The sequence below is a fragment of the Pseudomonas fluorescens genome (assembly GCF_902498065.1).
Classification (GTDB): domain Bacteria; phylum Pseudomonadota; class Gammaproteobacteria; order Pseudomonadales; family Pseudomonadaceae; genus Aquipseudomonas; species Aquipseudomonas fluorescens_BJ.
Window position 1 is genome coordinate 33,042 of record NZ_CABVIR010000004.1, and the last position, 17,013, is coordinate 50,054.

Consider the following 17,013-nt stretch of genomic DNA (forward strand, 5'->3'; position numbering starts at 1 on the left):
GCGCTTTTCGTCAACGAGCTGTTCGAGAAGGGCAGGGCCCTTAACGGAACATCGCGCTGATCGATTCTTCATTGCTGATGCGGCGGACCGCTTCGGCAACAACCGGCGCGATATCCAGTTGACGGATACGCGAGCAGGCTTGAGCAGCAGCGGACAACGGGATGGTGTTAGTCACCACCAGTTCGTCCAGCATGGAATTTTCAATGTTTTCGATCGCCCGACCGGACAGCACAGGGTGTGTGCAGTAGGCGAAAACCTTGGCAGCGCCATGCTCTTTCAAAGCCTTTGCCGCGTGGCACAGAGTGCCGGCGGTATCGACCATGTCATCGACCAGAATACAGGTACGCCCTTCGACATCACCGATGATATGCATCACTTCAGAGTGATTGGCTTTTTCACGGCGTTTGTCGATGATCCCGAGGTCCACGCCCAGGGATTTGGCAACAGCCCGTGCACGCACGACGCCGCCAATGTCCGGGGACACGATCATCAGGTTTTCGAAGCGCTGATCTTCAATGTCATCCACCAGAACCGGGGAGCCGTAGATGTTATCTACCGGAATATCGAAGAAACCCTGAATCTGGTCAGCATGCAGATCAACCGTGAGAACACGGTCGATGCCGACTACGGTAAGCATGTCAGCAACGACTTTCGCGCTGATAGCCACACGTGCGGAACGCGGACGGCGATCCTGACGGGCATAACCAAAGTAAGGAATAACAGCAGTAATACGAGTAGCCGAGGAGCGGCGGAAGGCATCAGCCATCACTACCAGTTCCATCAGGTTATCGTTGGTCGGAGCGCAAGTCGGCTGAATAATGAAGACATCTTTACCGCGGACGTTTTCATTGATCTCGGCTGTAATTTCGCCGTCGGAGAACTTACCGACAGAGATGTCACCGAGAGGGATATGCAGCTGACGTACAACACGCCGAGCCAGATCGGGGTTAGCATTCCCCGTAAAGACCATCATCTTGGACACGCGCAGTACCTAGAGGCTGAGGGTAACCTGGATGAGTATAGAAAATGGCAGGGGCGGCTGGATTCGAACCAACGCATGGCAGGATCAAAACCTGCTGCCTTACCGCTTGGCGACGCCCCTGTATCTGTTGCAACGATTACCCAGTAATCGGTTCCTTTAGAGCAGACTTTGCAGCTTGCGATGCAACATCGAAATGTTGCTTCCCTTTGCTACAAACCCTGTAAGGGTCTCTGTAAGAAGGGCCGAGACTTTATCAGCTTCAGCTTTGCTTGGGAAGCCCCCAAACACACAACTTCCAGTTCCGGTGAGTTTTGCTTCGGTAAATTTACCTAACAAATTCAATGCGTTACGTACATCTGGATAACGCCTTGCTACCACCGGTAAGCAGTCATTTCGACTGTTTCCCTTGGGAACGGGGCGCACTTTAATGGGAGAAGAGTTACGTGTCAACAACGGATCTGAAAAAATTTCTGCTGTACTTACAGAGACTTGCGGAACAAGCACGACATACCACGGTTCTTCGGGGTCTACAGGGGTGAGTTTTTCTCCCACGCCCTCGGCGAAAGCCGCGTGTCCACGCACGAAAACCGGGACGTCGGCGCCCAGCGTCAGGCCCAGTGCGGCCAGCCGATCCTCATCCCAGCCCAGTTGCCAGAGATGATTCAGACCGAGCAAAGTCGTCGCGGCGTTTGAGCTGCCGCCACCGATGCCGCCGCCCATGGGCAGGATTTTTTCGATCCAGATGTCGATGCCGAGCGAACAACCGGATTGCTCCTGAAGTTTTTTCGCGGCTCGAACAATCAGATTGCTGTCGTGAGGCACACCGTCAAATTCGGTGTGCAGTTGAATTACGCCGTCGTCGCGCACGGCGAAGGTGATTTCATCGCCGTAATCAAGAAACTGAAAAATCGTCTGCAACTCGTGGTAACCGTCTTCACGGCGACCGAGGATGTGCAGCATCAGATTGAGTTTGGCCGGAGAGGGCAAAGTCAGGCGTGGGGCAGTCATGTTCATTGCCCCAGTTTGCGCGGTTGCCATTCCTTGATCACCAGCGTGACGTCAAGGTCGGTGCCATGCAGTTTGATCCGCTCGGGCAGCCAATAGCCGTTTTGCTCGGCATAACTCAGGTATTCGACTTGCCAGCCATCCTGTTCCAGATTGGCCAGGCGGCTATCGGTATCCAGTGTCAGGCGGCTCTTGCTGTCGGGCGCCGGGAGTCCACGGACCCACCACGCCAGATGGGACACCGGCAACTTCCAGCCAAGCTGTTCTTCGAGCAGCACTTCCGGCGTCGGCGCTTCATAGCGCCCCTGATTGGCGACTTCCAGCGAGACCTTTCCGGGATGTCCGGTCAAGCGTGCGGCGCCACGACCCAGAGGGCCCGAAAGGCGAATGTCGTAATACGACTGGCGCTGCAACCAGAACAGCGTGCCGCTGCCCGAATCTTTTGGCGCGCGAATGCCTATCTTGCCGTTGATCTGCCAGCCGTCGAGACCGGTCAGTTGCTCTTTGTGAATGCGCCACAGACCGGCGTCACCCTGGCCCTGTACCGATTCGCGGGCGCCGAAGCCCGCGCAACCGGCGAGCAGGGCGATGAAACTGAAAACGATGAAGTGGCGCAAAAACATATTCTTAAAGAGTCTCTGATCCGGTCAGGCGCTTGATGGTGCCGCGCAGGATTGGGCTATCGGGTTGTTCCTTGAGGAATTTGCCCCAGATTTGCTTGGCTTCTCGCTGCTTGCCATTGGCCCACAGGACTTCGCCGAGGTGAGCGGCCACTTCCTGGTCGGGAAAGCGATCGAGTGCCTTGCGCAGCAGTTTTTCCGCTTCGTCGAGATTGCCCATGCGGAAATTCACCCAGCCGAGGCTGTCGAGTACCGCCGGGTCTTCCGGATTGATCTGGTGCGCCTGTTCGATCAGGGCTTTGGCTTCGGCATAACGCGTCGTGCGGTCGGACAGGGTGTAGCCGAGGGCGTTCAGCGCCATGGCGTTGTCCGGGTCGCGCTTGATGATCAGCCGCAGGTCTTTCTCCATCTGCGCCAAGTCATTGCGTTTTTCCGCCTGCATGGCGCGGGTGTACAGCAGATTCAGATCGTCCGGGTATTGCTGCAAGGCTTTGTGCAGAACATTCCAGGCCTTGTCCCCCTGTTTATTGGCGGACAACGTTTCGGCCTCGATCAGATACAGCTGAATCGCGTAATCGGGTTGTTCTTCGCGCTCGGTCGCCAGACGGCTTTGCGCCTCGGCGGTTTTGCCGTTGTTCATCAGGATATCGGCCTGGCGCAACTGCGCGGGCAGGTAGTCGTTACCGGGGCCGACCTGGGCGTATTCGATCAATGCGCCTTGGGGATCGTTACGCTCTTCAGCGATACGGCCAAGGTTAAGGTGTGCCGAGTCGACATGGCTTTCCCGGGCGATCAAGTCTTCGAGGTAACCCTTGGCTTCGTCCCAGGCCTTGGCTTCCAGGCACACCAGCGCCAGGGAGTAACGCAATTCGTCATCTTCCGGGTACTGCTGAACCAGGCTGGAGAACTCCGCTTTGGCGTCTTCCATGCGGTCCTGTTCGACCAGCATGCGGGCGTAGGTCAGGCGCAGGCGTTTGTCGTCCGGGTACTTCTTGATGCTTTTTTGCAGCAGCGGCAGGGCTTCATCGCCACGATTGAGCGTTTGCAGCAGGCGTGCGCGCAGCAGAATCGGGGCGATTTCACCGTCGTCCGGCGGATTGTCTTCCAGCAAGACCAGCGAGCCTTTGCTGTCGCCGTCCTGTTGCATCAACAAGGCCTTGCCGAAAATCAGCTGGCTGTTGTTGGGATGACGCTGCAACAAACGGTCAAAACTTTTCATCAGGCCGTTGCGGGTTTCCTGATCGGTATCGGCCGCAGACAGGGCGAGGAAATCGAAATGCGTGTCGCCCTTGCCTTGCAGGACTTTCTCCATATAGACCATGGAGTCGTCATAACGCCCGGCGCGCGCCAATTGCACGGCCGCGGCTCGTTGCGCCTCGAGGTCGTTCGGAGCGTTTTTCGCCCAGATCAGCGCAGTGTCCAGGGCCGCCTGATCGGCGCCCAGGTACTCGGCGATGCGGAAGGCCCGCTCGGAGATGCCCGGATCCTGGGTGTTGATGGCCTGGGTCACGTAGTTGTCCAGCGCAATGTCGAAACGATTGCGTTGGCCAGCCAGCTCAGCGCTCAACAGGCTGAAGATGGTTTCTTCACTGAATGAGCTATAGACCTTGGGCTTTTCAGGGGCCGGAGTACTGTCTTCGACCGGCGGCGTACCGTCCGGTGAAACGGGTGCCATGACCTGGCAGCCGCTGAGGAAGACAAAAGCGAGGAGCAACGCGGAGGATCTATTCATATAGGAAGAGGACGACTAACCTGCGGTCGGATCATCATGACACAAGCCTTCGGCCAAACATAACCGGCCGGCCATTTTCCCGAATACGCCGCACCCTGCAGGAGCTGGCTTGCCAGCGATGGTCGTCAACGATGACGTGTTTCCACAGGAAAGGCGCGGCGTCCGTGAGTCCAGCGCCGGCAAGCCGGCTCCTGCAGCGGGGCGGTATGCGGGGCAAAGTTTGTGTAAACGAGAAGCGCTCGCAAGTCCGCGCATCGCCTGCCAAGGCAATAGAGATCGAGTGGTTGTTCTGAATCTGTCGAAGTAGGACAATTGCCGGCTTCACGTCACCATCAGCGACCTTGAATGGCCTTCCTTGCACTCGGTATTAACCACAAGACTGCTTCAGTAGACGTCCGCGAGCGCGTGGCCTTTACCCCTGAGCAACTGGTGGAGGCCTTGCAGCAGCTCTGCCGACTCACCGACAGCCGCGAAGCTGCGATCCTCTCCACCTGCAATCGCAGTGAACTCTATATAGAACAGGATCACCTTTCGGCTGACGTTGTGTTGCGGTGGCTGGCCGATTATCACCATTTGAGCCTCGAAGAGCTGCGCGCGAGCGCTTATGTGCACGAGGATGATGCGGCAGTTCGTCACATGATGCGGGTCGCCTCCGGGCTCGATTCGCTGGTGCTGGGCGAACCGCAGATCCTCGGCCAGATGAAATCCTGCTACGCCGTGGCCCGCGAGGCCGGCACCATCGGTCCACTGCTCGGGCGTTTGTTTCAGGCGACGTTCAACGCGGCCAAGCAAGTGCGCACCGACACCGCCATCGGCGAGAACCCGGTGTCCGTGGCGTTTGCCGCGGTCAGCCTGGCGAAACAGATTTTCAGCGACCTGCAACGCAGCCAGGCCTTGCTGATCGGTGCCGGCGAAACCATCACCCTGGTCGCCCGCCATCTGCATGAGCTGGGGGTCAAGCGCATCGTCGTGGCCAACCGCACCCTGGAACGTGCAAGCATTCTGGCCGAACAGTTTGGCGCGCATGCCGTGTTGCTCTCGGACATTCCGGCAGAGCTGGTGCGCAGCGACATCGTCATCAGTTCCACTGCCAGCCAGTTGCCGATCCTCGGTAAAGGCGCGGTGGAAAGTGCCTTGAAACTGCGCAAGCACAAACCGATCTTCATGGTGGACATCGCCGTACCGCGTGATATCGAGCCTGAAGTCGGCGAGTTGGACGACGTTTACCTTTATAGCGTCGACGATCTCCACGAAGTGGTCGCCGAAAACCTCAAGAGCCGTCAAGGCGCTGCGCAAGCGGCGGAAGAGATGGTCACGGTCGGCGCCGAAGATTTCATGGTCCGCCTGCGCGAACTGGCAGCTGTGGACGTGCTCAAGGCCTATCGCCAACAGAGCGAGCGCCTGCGAGATGAAGAATTGCAGAAGGCCCAGCGGATGCTCGCCAACGGCAGCAGCGCCGAAGACGTCCTGGTGCAACTGGCGCGCGGCTTGACCAACAAACTCCTGCACGCCCCGAGCGTGCAGTTGAAAAAGCTCTCAGCCGAAGGTCGCCTCGACGCACTGGCCATGGCCCAGGAACTCTTTGCCCTCGGTGAGGGCTCATCGGATAGCTTTTCGGATAAAAAACCGCAATGAAAGCGTCACTGCTCAATAAGCTGGACATCCTCCAGGACCGTTTCGAGGAATTGACCGCGTTGCTTGGCGACGGCGAGGTTATTTCCGATCAGACCAAATTCCGCGCCTATTCCAAGGAATACGCGGAAGTCGAGCCGATTGTCGACGCCTATAAACAGTTGCTCAAAGTACAGAGCGACCTTGAAGGTGCCCAGGCACTGCTTAAGGACAGCGACCCGGACATGCGTGAAATGGCCGTGGAAGAAGTCCGCGAAGCCAAAGAGCAACTGATCGACATCGAAGCCAGCCTGCAACGCATGCTGCTGCCCAAGGACCCGAACGACGGGCGCAACGTGTTCCTTGAAATCCGCGCCGGCACCGGCGGTGACGAGGCGGCGATTTTCTCCGGCGACCTGTTCCGCATGTATTCGCGTTACGCCGAGCGGCGTGGTTGGCGGGTGGAGATTCTCTCTGAGAACATCGGCGAACACGGCGGCTATAAAGAAGTCATCGCCCGCGTCGAAGGCGACAACGTTTACGGCAAGCTGAAATTCGAATCCGGCGTGCACCGCGTGCAGCGGGTTCCGGCCACTGAATCCCAGGGGCGTATCCATACCTCGGCGTGCACCGTGGCAGTATTGCCCGAGCCGGACGAGCAGGAAGCGATCGAGATCAACCCGGCGGATTTGCGGGTCGATACCTACCGTTCTTCGGGTGCCGGTGGCCAGCACGTCAACAAGACGGACTCGGCGATCCGCATCACGCACTTGCCGTCCGGTATCGTCGTCGAGTGCCAGGAAGAACGTTCCCAGCACAAGAACCGCGCCCGGGCGATGTCCTGGCTGTCGGCCAAACTCAATGATCAGCAGACCAGCGCCGCCGCGAATGCCATCGCCAGCGAGCGTAAACTGCTGGTCGGTTCGGGGGATCGCTCCGAGCGCATCCGCACCTACAATTTTGCCCAGGGTCGGGTCACCGACCACCGGGTCAACCTGACCCTGTATTCGCTCGACGAAATTCTCGCGGGCGGTGTCGATGCCGTGATCGAACCGTTGCTGGCCGAATACCAAGCCGATCAATTGGCAGCGATAGGTGACTAAATGACGATCATTGCCAGTTTGTTGCGCGCTGCTGATTTACCCGACTCGCCGACGGCGCGCCTGGATGCCGAATTGTTGCTGGCGGCGGCGTTGGGCAAGTCCCGCAGTTTTTTGCACACCTGGCCGGAGCGCATCGTTCCGAGCGACGCCGCGCTTAAATTTGCCGAGTACCTGCAACGCCGTCGTGGCGGTGAGCCGGTGGCCTACATTCTGGGGCAGCAAGGTTTCTGGAAACTTGATCTGGAGGTCGCGCCGCACACCTTGATCCCGCGCCCGGACACCGAGTTGCTGGTTGAAGCCGCGCTGGAATTGTTGCCCGCCACCTCCGCGAAGGTCCTCGACCTTGGCACCGGCAGCGGTGCCATTGCGTTGGCGTTGGCCAGCGAGCGTCCAGCGTGGAACGTGACCGCTGTGGATCGCGTGCTCGAAGCCGTGGCCCTGGCCGAGCGCAATCGTCAGCGTTTGCACCTGAACAACGCCACCGTGCTGAGCAGTCACTGGTTCAGCGCTCTGGAAGGTCAGCGCTTTCAACTGATCATCAGCAATCCGCCGTACATTTCATCCACCGATCCGCATCTGGTGGAAGGCGATGTGCGTTTCGAACCGGCCAGTGCCTTGGTGGCTGGAGTCGACGGGCTCGACGATCTGCGTTTGATTGTCGCCCAGGCCCCGGATTATCTTGAGGCGGGCGGCTGGTTGATGCTCGAGCACGGTTACGATCAAGCCGAAGCCGTGCGCGATTTGCTGCAGACGCGCGGTTTTGATGAAGTCCACAGCCGCACCGATCTGGGCGGTCACCAACGGATCAGCCTGGGGCGCCTGCCGTGCTGAATGATCAGGAATTGTTGCGCTACAGTCGGCAGATTCTGTTGCAACACGTCGACATCGACGGCCAGTTGCGACTGAAAGAAAGCCGCGTGTTGATCGTCGGTCTCGGCGGACTCGGTTCGCCGGTTGCGCTGTATCTCGCCGCCGCTGGCGTCGGTGAGTTGCATCTGGCGGATTTCGACACCGTCGACCTGACCAACCTGCAACGCCAGATCGTTCACGACACCGACAGCGTCGGCCAGACCAAGGTCGATTCGGCCATTCGCCGACTGAGCGCAATCAACCCCGAGATCACCTTGGTCGCCCATCGCACTGCGCTGGACGAAGATTCTTTGGCGGCAGCGGTTGCCGCCGTGGATCTGGTGCTGGACTGTTCCGACAATTTTTCCACCCGCGAAGCGGTCAACGCCGCCTGCGTGGCCGCGGGCAAGCCGTTGGTCAGCGGTGCGGCGATTCGTCTCGAAGGTCAGTTGTCGGTGTTCGACCCGTGTCGCCCGGACAGTCCGTGCTACCACTGTTTGTACGGGCACGGCAGCGAAGCTGAACTGACGTGCAGTGAAGCGGGGGTCGTCGGGCCATTGGTGGGACTGGTCGGCAGCCTTCAGGCGCTGGAAGCGCTGAAGCTGCTGGTGGGGTTCGGCGAGCCACTGGTAGGACGGCTGCTGTTGATCGATGCCTTGGGCTCGCGCTTCCGCGAATTGCGCGTCAAGCGTGATCCTGGCTGCAGCGTCTGCGGGCCGAAACATGCGTGAAGCGCCCATTGGCGTGTTCGACTCCGGGGTCGGTGGGCTGTCGGTGCTGGCCGAGGTCCAGCGTTTGCTGCCCAACGAGTCTCTGTTGTACGTCGCCGATTGCGGCAATATTCCCTACGGCGAGAAAACCCCGGAATTCATTCGCCATCGTTGCAGCGTGATGGCCGAGTTTTTTCAGGAGCAGGGCGCCAAGGCCCTGGTGCTGGCCTGCAACACGGCGACGGTTGCCGGTGTTGCCGATTTGCGGCGCGACTTTCCCGAGTGGCCCATCGTCGGCATGGAGCCTGCGGTCAAGCCGGCCGCCGCCGCGACCCGCAGCGGAGTGGTCGGGGTGCTCGCCACCACCGGCACCTTGCAGAGTGCCAAATTCGCCGCGTTACTCGACCGCTTCGCCACTGATGTGCGGGTGATCACTCAGCCGTGCCCGGGGCTGGTGGAGTTGATTGAAAACGGCGATCTGCACAGTCCTGCCCTGCGTGAGTTGCTGGCCCGCTATGTCGGGCCGCTGCTCGCGGCGGGCTGCGACACGATAATTCTCGGCTGCACGCATTACCCCTTTCTAAAGCCGTTGCTTAAGCAGATGATCCCTGAGGACATCAGCCTGATCGACACCGGCGCCGCCGTAGCGCGGCAACTTCAGCGGCTGTTGGCCGAGCGTGAATTGCTCGCTGACGGGCCTGTTCGCGCAGCACAATTCTGGACGAGTGCCGATCCGGAGCATTTCAGAAATATCTTGCCGATCCTGTGGAATAACCCGGGTGTTGTGCGAAGCTTCAACAGGTAAATGAATTTTTGGGGGACACGGGTAATTGGGGTGAACTTCTGATTAAGCGTCGACTTCTATAGTTTTAGTTTCGCTGAGCAACAAAAAAACCATACGAAATCGTTCGGGAAAGGATGTTTCTAATGAAGCGACTATTCTGCTTGGCCGCGATTGCGGCTGCTCTGATGGGGCAAAGTTTTACCGCGCAGGCGGCGGGCGTGGAGTTCGGGGTCGGCCAGACCAGCGATTCGACCATGACCTATCGACTGGGTATGCAGTTCGACTGGGACAAGAGCTGGTTGCAAAGTGATGTCGGTCGCCTGACTGGTTACTGGAGTGGCGCCTATACCTATTGGGAAGGCGACAAGACTTCCAGCAACAACAGCCTCTCGTTTTCGCCGGTCCTTGTTTATGAGTTTGCCGGTCAGAACGTCAAGCCCTATGTAGAACTCGGAGTTGGCGTGGCGTTGTTCTCGAATACCGAACTTGAAGACAACAAACTGGGCAGTGCCTTTCAGTTCGAAGACCGTTTCGGCTTCGGTCTGCGTTTTGCGGGCGGGCATGAAGTCGGGGTTCGTGCGACGCATTATTCCAATGCGGGGCTCAGCAGCCCGAACAATGGTGTAGAAAGTTACGCGTTGCACTACACGATGCCGTTGTAAGGCTCGGTCAAATGTGGGAGCGAGCCTGTTCGCGATAGCGCTCTAACGGTCAACGCTGATGTTGAATGTTAGTCCGTCACCGCGAGCAGGCTCGCTCCCCCATTAGTTCTTCGGTGGTCTGACTTTCAGCGATACGCCGTGGTAATCCCCTGGCGCTCTTCGATGCACTCCGGTGCGCCCATCTCGAACTCCCGGCAGATCAGCGGGCGTTTTTCGTAGATCGTGCACATCATGCTGTTGCGATCCAGCGCGGCGCACCAGCCGTCATCCAGGCGCAGCATGACTTCCCCACCCCAATCATCGGTATCGATAAAACGTTCGGGCACGCCGGTGTCGGTGATCAACATCACTTCGAGCTGGCAGCAGCAGGCTGCGCAGGTCGAGCAGGTGACCGCCGGCTCGGCGATTTGCGTGTGGGGAATGGTTTTCATGGCACGCAGTGTAAGTCAGTCGGTCAGCGCTGTGTGAAAGGCCTGACGGGCGCTCAGCCGTGGGTGTTGGACGACGCCAGCCGTTGGGCCATGAAATGCAGCGTGGGAAACAGCAGCGCCCAGAGTAATCCGATACCGATCAGCGTCGGTAATTGGCCGTAAGGGAATTGCACTCCCGCCAGTTGTCCTCCCGCGTAATACGACAACGGTCCACCCACGGCGCCCAGCAAGCTGCCCAGCCACCAGGGCGTCGCGGTCCATTGCAGGCAATGCCGCAACGTCGTTGCCAGCAGCGCCCACAACAGCATCAGCCATAGAGGAATCAGCGGCGCGACATCGTTGAACTCGAACACCCCCAGCCAGCGCAATGAACTGTCGACGGTCGTGCCCAGCAGCACAACGCTGAGAATCAGCCGGCCTTCGTCCGCCCAGCGACTTATCCACAGCAGATGAATCAACAAAGCGCCCAGCGCCACCAATAACCAAAGACTGTTGCCGCCGATCACGCAGGCAAGCCAGCCGAGCTGGAACAGCGCAGCGTTGACCAGACGTTCAAGCATCGAAACGGCCGAGCAGTGGCGCGGTGATCGCCGAAGGTTTGGCCAGCAGCAACTGCGCAGTGCCGATGGTGCGTTCCAGAAAGCCACCTTCGCAGTAGCACAGGTAAAACTCCCACAACCGCAGGAAATAATCGTCGTAGCCCAATTCGCTCAAGCGGCCTTGGGCGCGGCGAAAGTTCTCATGCCACAGGCGCAAGGTTCGCGCATAGTGCAAGCCGAAATCCTCCATGTGCAGCAAGTTCATGTCGGTGTCGCGGCTGACGATCTCGAGCATTTTCTGCACGCAGGGCAGCGCACCGCCGGGGAAGATGTAACGCTGAATGAAGTCGACGCTGCCCTTGGCCTGCTCGTAGCGCTGCTCGCGGATGGTGATCGCCTGCAACAGCATCAAACCATTGCTCTTGAGCAAGTGCGCACACTGCTTGAAATAGGTCGGCAAAAAGCGATGGCCCACCGCTTCGATCATCTCGATCGACACCAGTTTGTCGTACTGCCCGGTAAGGTCGCGGTAGTCCTTGAGCAATAACGTGACCTGATCTTGCAACCCGAGGGTATCGATCCGTTGCGCGGTAAAGGCGTACTGCTCTTTCGACAGCGTGGTGGTGGTGACTTTGCAACCATAATGCTGCGCCGCGTACAGCGCCATGCTGCCCCAGCCGGTGCCGATTTCCAGCAGGTGATCGCTGGGTTTGAGGTCGAGCTTCTGGCAGATCCGCTCCAGTTTGTTCAACTGCGCCTGTTCCAGGCTGTCCTCGGGGCTCAGAAATTGCGCCGCCGAATACATCATGGTCGGGTCGAGAAACTGTTCGAACAGGTCATTGCCCAGGTCGTAGTGCGCAGCGATGTTTTTCTGCGAACCCTTGCGCGTATTGCGATTGAGCCAATGCAGGCCTTGAACGAACGGACGGCCGAGTTTTGCCAGGCCGCCTTCCAGCGCATCCAGCACATCAAGGTTGCTGACGAACACGCGAACCACCGCCGTCAGGTCCGGCGAACTCCAGTAACCGTGGATGAACGCCTCGCCCGCGCCAATCGAACCGTTACTGGCCACCAATCCCCACGCTGCGGCGTCGAGGATGTGAATTTCCCCCAGCAAATGACTGCCCGCGGTGCCGAAGACATGCCGCTCGCCGTCTTCGACGACCACCAGTTGCCCGTGCTTGAGGTGCGCCAGTTGCCGCAACACACCGCGACGCAGCAACGTCCCGGTCAGGCCGTTGGTGCGTCGCGTTGTGGCTTTGGCCGAGACACTAGAGGATTTCATTGCGGCGATCCTTGGGCGGAACGGTGGCGGTTTGAAAGCTGCCATCGGCAGCTTGATGAGCAAATATCGGCGCGCGTTTGAGCAGCAGGCGCAGGGCCTGCCAATAAATCGCCAGACAGGTTTTCGCGGTCATCCACGGAAAACGCCGCAAGTAACGGTGCAGGCTGGCGCGACTCAGGGCTTCGCGTTTCAGGTTGAGCGTGGCGTCGAACAGCTTCAGTTCGCCCTGCCAGTCGGCCATGTGCACGCCGAGCTTTTTCGCGACGGGGCTGAAGCTCATGCGATGTTCGAGATCGCGTGGCAGGAACGGCGACACATGAAAGGCCTTGGCCACGGCGAAATGCTGATGGAAATCGCCCAGGTCCTCCGGCGCCCTGGCCGGCAACACGTAGTGATAACGCTCGCGCCATGGGGTATTGGTGACTTCGGCAAGAATCGCCGCCAGTTGGCCGTCGGCTTCATAACAATAGAAAAAACTCACCGGATTGAACGCCAGGCCCCAACTGCGAGGCTGCGTCAGCAGGCACACCGGCCCTTGTGGCGCATGACCAATGGCCAGGCGGACCTGTTCGCGCACCGCATCGATCAGGCGCATGCCGTTGCCGGTGAAGGTTTTGAGGTAGTCGCTTTCGCGAAACGAAAACGGCGAGAAACGGTGGTTGCCCGACAGCGGTGACAACCCGAGCACGGCGTCCTGTTCATCGAGATCGAGGTACAGCAGGCCGATCCGGTAACGGAATTCATGGCGTCTTGGGGCAAACCGTCGATGGGCGATCCAGCCGCTGTAGAGTGCGCTGTTCACAGCACCTCCCCGAACGAGCGGGCCACGCGCAACGCGCTGACCACGCCGTCTTCATGGAAACCGTTGGCCCAGTAGGCGCCGCAATAAAAGCTGTGTTGCGCGCCGTTCAATTCTTCCCAGCGCGCCTGCGCGGCCACGGCCGCCAGGCTGTATTGCGGATGGGCGTAGGTGAATCGGCCTAGCACCATGGACGGACTGATGCCGGCGCTCTGGTTAAGGCTGACGCAGAACGTGGTGTCGCTCTGGATCCCTTGCAGGATGTTCATGTCATAGGTGACCGCGGCCAGTGTATGGCCGGCGCCGCCGAGGCGGTAATTCCAACTGGCCCAGGCGAGTTTGCGCGACGGTAGCAGGCGCGTGTCGGTGTGCAGCACCACTTCGTTGTCGGCGTAGGGCAGGGCGCCGAGGATCGACCGTTCGGCAGCGCTCGGTTCGGCCAGCAGTTTCAGCGCCTGATCGCTGTGACAGGCGAACACCACTTTGTCGAAGCGCTCGCTGCCGGCGCTGCTGTGGATCACGACGCCATCGGCATCGCGCTCGACGCGCGTCACGGGACAGTTGAGGCGGATCTTCTGGTGAAAGGTCGCGGTCAACGGTGCGATGTAAGCACTCGAACCGCCCTCGATCACCCGCCATTGCGGGCGATTGCTGACCGACAGCAAACCGTGATTCTTGAAAAACCGCACAAAGAATTGCAGCGGAAAATTCAGCATCTGCGCCATCGGCATCGACCAGATCGCTGCGCCCATCGGCACGATGTAATGCAGGATGAACCGCTCACCGTAACCGCCGGCCTTGAGGTATTCATCGAGGGTGGTGTCCGCCGCGATCCGCCCCTCGGACAGGTCGAGTTGAGCGCGCTTGTTGAAGCGCAGAATGTCCCGCAGCATGCCCCAGAACCCCGGCGACAGCAGATTGCGACGCTGAGCGAACAGGCTGTTGAGGTTGTTGCCGTTGTACTCCAGGCCGCTGTCCGGATCGGTGACCGAGAAACTCATTTCTGTCGCTTTGAAACCCACGCCGATCTGGCCCAACAGGCGAATGAAATTCGGGTACGTCCAGTCGTTGAACACGATGAAACCGGTGTCCACGGCATATCGCTGGCCATCGACCTGCACGTCCACGGTGTGGGTATGGCCGCCGACCCGGTCGCCGGCCTCGAACAGGGTGATCTCGTGACTGCGATTCAGCAGATAAGCGCTGGTCAGCCCCGAGATGCCGCTGCCTATGATAGCGATGTTCACGGCACGTCCTTGATCGGCGGACTGCTGCGCACCATGCGTTTGCCGATGGCGAGCTTCACCCGGTTGGGCATTTTCGACAGCGGCCAGAGCGCCGCCATGAACAACGCCGGGAAAGCGATCTCCAGTGGCCGGTTTTTCAGTTTGGCGAAGATGTGTTGTGCAGCTTTGCCCACCGGCCAACTGAGCGGCATCGGAAAGTCGTTCTTCGCCGTCAGCGGTGTGTCGACGAACCCCGGGCTGACCACAGTGACTTCGATGCCTTCGGGCGCGAGGTCAATGCGCAACGATTCGAACAGATAACGCAGCCCGGCCTTCGACGCGCCATACGCCTCCGCCCGTGGCAGCGGCAGGTACGTCACCGAACTGGCGACGCCCACCAGATGCGGCGCGGTGCCTTTGCGCAACAGCGGCAGTGCGGCTTCGATGCAGTAACTGCTGGCCAGCAGATTGGTGCGCACCACGTGCTCGACGAGCGACGAATCGAACTGCTTAACGTCGACGTATTCGCAGGTGCCGGCATTGAGAATCACCGTATCCAGCGAGCCCCAGTCATGCGCGATTTGCTCGCCGATTTCGCGTACGGTCTGGCTGTTGGTCAGATCACCCGCCACCACCAGCACTTGCCCGGGATAGCGTTGCGACAAGACTTTCAGCGGCGGCAGTGAGCGTGCACTCACCGCCAGATGGGCGCCGGTTTTCAGAATTTCCTCGGCCAGCGCGGCGCCAATGCCGCTGCTGGCCCCGGTCAGCCAATATCGTCGTGGAGGTGTAAGACTCATCCCATTCTCCTTTTCAGCCAGGCGATTGCCCGGCCCAACACGGGTACATGTTCGTAAAGCAGTGCCCCGGCATCAAAGTAATCCCGGTGGCGATAAACCTTGTCACGCCAGAGCACGTGCGAGCAGCCATCCACCCGAATCAAGCGTCCGCCAGCGAGGCGCGGATGGCGGTAACTCATGACCCAGCGCAGATAACCTTCGCCTTCGCCGATCTGGTCGAAGCCGTAAAAATCAAAACGCAGCTCACGTACGTTGGCGTAGAGCTCACTGAAATAGCTGCGCAAATGCTCGATGCCCTTTACGTCGTGCAACGGATCGGTGAAGTGCACGTCGTTGGCATACAACTCATTCAGGCGCTGCAGGTTGTCTTTGTTCAGCTCGGCAAACTGGCGGGCAAAGCGGCGCAGAAAATCACTCATAACCACCTCCGGCATTTTGTCGTGATGGCAGGTTTTTGAACGCGGCCAATGCGCGCGCGCGACTCGTATTTAGATTGACGATTGGCGAGGGATAACCTGCCACCCCAAACAAACCGCCAAGGTTCGCCGGGTTGTGCACGTCTTTCTTGTTCAGCCCGGCGAGTTCCGGCAGCCAGTGCTTGATGAACAAGCCTTCGCTGTCGAATTTTTCCGATTGGCTGAGCGGGTTGAAAATCCGGAAGTAGGGCGCGGAGTCGGTGCCGGTGGATGAGCTCCACTGCCAGCCGCCGTTGTTCGCCGCGAGGTCGCCATCGATCAGGTGCTGCATGAAAAAACGTTCGCCTTCACGCCAGTCGATCAACAGATTCTTGGTGAGGAACATTGCCACGACCATGCGCAAACGGTTGTGCATCCAGCCGGTTTCGAGCAGTTGGCGCATGGCCGCGTCGATGATCGGCAGACCGGTGCGCGCTTCTTGCCAGGCCGCCAGTTCTTCGGGGACGTCGCGCCAGGCCAGGGCTTCGGTTTCCGGGCGGAAAGCGCGGTGACGGGAGACGCGCGGGTAGCCCACCAGAATGTGTTTGTAGAACTCGCGCCAGAGCAATTCGTTGATCCAGGTGACGGCGCCGACTTTGCCGCTTTCGAACTCGCCCTGATTGCTTTGCAGGGCGGCGTGCAAGCACTGGCGTGGGGAAATCACGCCGGCCGCGAGGTAAGCCGACAGTTGACTGGTGCCGGGTTTGGCCGGGAAGTCGCGTTCACTTTTGTAGTAGTCGATCTGCGCATCGGCGAAGGTGTCGAGGCGGCGCCGGGCTTCGGCTTCACCGGCGGGCCACAGCGCGCGCAAGGTATCGCCGGGCGTGGCGAAGCCTGCAACGCTTGAGGGGATTTCATCGCTGTCGACAGTCAGGCGCGATTGAGCGATTGGCGCGCTCACCAGGCTCGGCAACGACCTGTGCAGACGGTCGTAGCAAACCTTGCGGAACTGACTGAAGACCTGGAAGTACGTGCCGGTTTTGGTCAGCACGGTGCCAGGCTTGAACAGCAGCTGATCGAGGTAGCTATGGAAGTCGATACCCTTGGTTTTCAATGCGTCGGCTACCGCCGCATCACGACGGCTTTCGTGAATGCCGTACTCCTCGTTGACGTGCACCGCGTCGATCTTCAACTGCTGGCACAGATCGAGCAAAACCTTCGGCGCTTCATCCCAGCGAGAGGCCGTGCGGATCAGCAACGGGATGTTCAACTCGCCGAGTGCGCGGCTCAGTTCGCGGAGGTTGCGCAGCCAGAAATCCACTTTGCACGGCGCGTCGTCATGCTCGCGCCATTGTACCGGGCTCAACAAGTACACCGCCACGCTCGGACCCCGGGAAGCGGCGGCCGAGAGGGCGGTGTTGTCGTGTAGGCGCAAGTCGCTGCGCAGCCAGATCAATTGCATGGTGGTGTCCGCACGATT

General features: G+C 59.6%; 18 protein-coding genes and 1 tRNA gene. 6 read left to right on the plus strand and 13 right to left on the minus strand.

The window, feature by feature from the left end; genetic code table 11:
- Positions 1–40 precede the first annotated feature (40 nt).
- From F8N43_RS16090 to F8N43_RS16110, 5 genes are all read right to left on the minus strand, one after another.
- Positions 41–982, minus strand: coding sequence for a ribose-phosphate pyrophosphokinase (locus F8N43_RS16090; protein ID WP_003208392.1), 942 nt, complete (start codon positions 980–982; stop codon positions 41–43).
- A 45-nt stretch (positions 983–1,027) separates the two neighbouring features.
- Positions 1,028–1,102, minus strand: a tRNA-Gln gene (locus F8N43_RS16095).
- A gap of 36 nt (positions 1,103–1,138) precedes the next feature.
- A complete protein-coding gene (ispE, locus tag F8N43_RS16100; protein ID WP_150633069.1) occupies positions 1,139–1,990 on the minus strand; it encodes a 4-(cytidine 5'-diphospho)-2-C-methyl-D-erythritol kinase in 852 nt (283 codons plus the stop codon).
- A 2-nt stretch (positions 1,991–1,992) separates the two neighbouring features.
- Positions 1,993–2,610: a lipoprotein insertase outer membrane protein LolB gene (gene lolB, locus F8N43_RS16105; protein ID WP_150633070.1), complete on the minus strand. Its 618-nt coding sequence runs from the start codon at positions 2,608–2,610 to the stop codon at positions 1,993–1,995.
- Positions 2,611–2,614: 4 nt separating this feature from the next.
- The gene (locus F8N43_RS16110) at positions 2,615–4,339 is read right to left on the minus strand and encodes a tetratricopeptide repeat protein (RefSeq protein ID WP_150654035.1); all 1,725 of its coding nucleotides are present in this window, start codon (positions 4,337–4,339) and stop codon (positions 2,615–2,617) included.
- 345 nt (positions 4,340–4,684) lie between these two features.
- On the opposite strand from F8N43_RS16110, the gene hemA reads away from it, so the two are divergent.
- The 6 genes from hemA to F8N43_RS16140 all read left to right on the plus strand — a co-directional run bounded on the left by hemA (position 4,685) and on the right by F8N43_RS16140 (position 10,058).
- Positions 4,685–5,974, plus strand: coding sequence for a glutamyl-tRNA reductase (hemA, locus tag F8N43_RS16115; RefSeq protein WP_150633072.1), 1,290 nt, complete (start codon positions 4,685–4,687; stop codon positions 5,972–5,974).
- A complete protein-coding gene (gene prfA / locus F8N43_RS16120; protein ID WP_150633073.1) occupies positions 5,971–7,053 on the plus strand; it encodes a peptide chain release factor 1 in 1,083 nt (360 codons plus the stop codon). Before hemA ends, prfA begins: the two co-directional genes overlap by 4 nt.
- Positions 7,054–7,884, plus strand: a complete 831-nt coding sequence (prmC, locus tag F8N43_RS16125) for a peptide chain release factor N(5)-glutamine methyltransferase (RefSeq protein ID WP_150633074.1) — start codon at positions 7,054–7,056, stop codon at positions 7,882–7,884.
- The gene (locus F8N43_RS16130; protein WP_150639824.1) at positions 7,878–8,633 is read left to right on the plus strand and encodes a molybdopterin-synthase adenylyltransferase MoeB; all 756 of its coding nucleotides are present in this window, start codon (positions 7,878–7,880) and stop codon (positions 8,631–8,633) included. The genes prmC and F8N43_RS16130 overlap by 7 nt, the downstream gene beginning before the upstream one ends.
- Positions 8,626–9,417, plus strand: coding sequence for a glutamate racemase (gene murI, locus F8N43_RS16135; RefSeq protein ID WP_150639823.1), 792 nt, complete (start codon positions 8,626–8,628; stop codon positions 9,415–9,417). The genes F8N43_RS16130 and murI overlap by 8 nt, the downstream gene beginning before the upstream one ends.
- A gap of 122 nt (positions 9,418–9,539) precedes the next feature.
- The gene (locus F8N43_RS16140) at positions 9,540–10,058 is read left to right on the plus strand and encodes an acyloxyacyl hydrolase (protein WP_150633077.1); all 519 of its coding nucleotides are present in this window, start codon (positions 9,540–9,542) and stop codon (positions 10,056–10,058) included.
- A gap of 125 nt (positions 10,059–10,183) precedes the next feature.
- On the opposite strand, the gene F8N43_RS16145 is transcribed toward F8N43_RS16140, so the two are convergent.
- Genes F8N43_RS16145 through phrB form a run of 8 tightly spaced genes read right to left on the minus strand, consistent with a single transcriptional unit; the run spans position 10,184 to position 16,995 of the window.
- Complete coding sequence (locus F8N43_RS16145; RefSeq protein WP_150633078.1) at positions 10,184–10,489, minus strand: YkgJ family cysteine cluster protein; 306 nt, start codon at positions 10,487–10,489, stop codon at positions 10,184–10,186.
- Between the two features lie 53 nt (positions 10,490–10,542).
- A complete protein-coding gene (locus tag F8N43_RS16150) occupies positions 10,543–11,049 on the minus strand; it encodes a DUF2878 domain-containing protein (protein WP_150633079.1) in 507 nt (168 codons plus the stop codon).
- Positions 11,042–12,313: an SAM-dependent methyltransferase gene (locus tag F8N43_RS16155; protein WP_150633080.1), complete on the minus strand. Its 1,272-nt coding sequence runs from the start codon at positions 12,311–12,313 to the stop codon at positions 11,042–11,044. Before F8N43_RS16155 ends, F8N43_RS16150 begins: the two co-directional genes overlap by 8 nt.
- The gene (locus F8N43_RS16160; protein ID WP_150639822.1) at positions 12,300–13,115 is read right to left on the minus strand and encodes a DUF1365 domain-containing protein; all 816 of its coding nucleotides are present in this window, start codon (positions 13,113–13,115) and stop codon (positions 12,300–12,302) included. Before F8N43_RS16160 ends, F8N43_RS16155 begins: the two co-directional genes overlap by 14 nt.
- Complete coding sequence (locus F8N43_RS16165; protein WP_150633082.1) at positions 13,112–14,359, minus strand: NAD(P)/FAD-dependent oxidoreductase; 1,248 nt, start codon at positions 14,357–14,359, stop codon at positions 13,112–13,114. Before F8N43_RS16165 ends, F8N43_RS16160 begins: the two co-directional genes overlap by 4 nt.
- Positions 14,356–15,138, minus strand: a complete 783-nt coding sequence (locus F8N43_RS16170; protein ID WP_150639821.1) for an SDR family NAD(P)-dependent oxidoreductase — start codon at positions 15,136–15,138, stop codon at positions 14,356–14,358. Before F8N43_RS16170 ends, F8N43_RS16165 begins: the two co-directional genes overlap by 4 nt.
- On the minus strand, positions 15,135–15,557 hold the full coding sequence (locus tag F8N43_RS16175) for a nuclear transport factor 2 family protein (protein ID WP_150633084.1): 423 nt from the start codon (positions 15,555–15,557) through the stop codon (positions 15,135–15,137). The genes F8N43_RS16170 and F8N43_RS16175 overlap by 4 nt, the downstream gene beginning before the upstream one ends.
- The gene (phrB, locus tag F8N43_RS16180) at positions 15,550–16,995 is read right to left on the minus strand and encodes a deoxyribodipyrimidine photo-lyase (protein WP_150654036.1); all 1,446 of its coding nucleotides are present in this window, start codon (positions 16,993–16,995) and stop codon (positions 15,550–15,552) included. Before phrB ends, F8N43_RS16175 begins: the two co-directional genes overlap by 8 nt.
- Between the last annotated feature and the right edge of the window lie 18 nt (positions 16,996–17,013).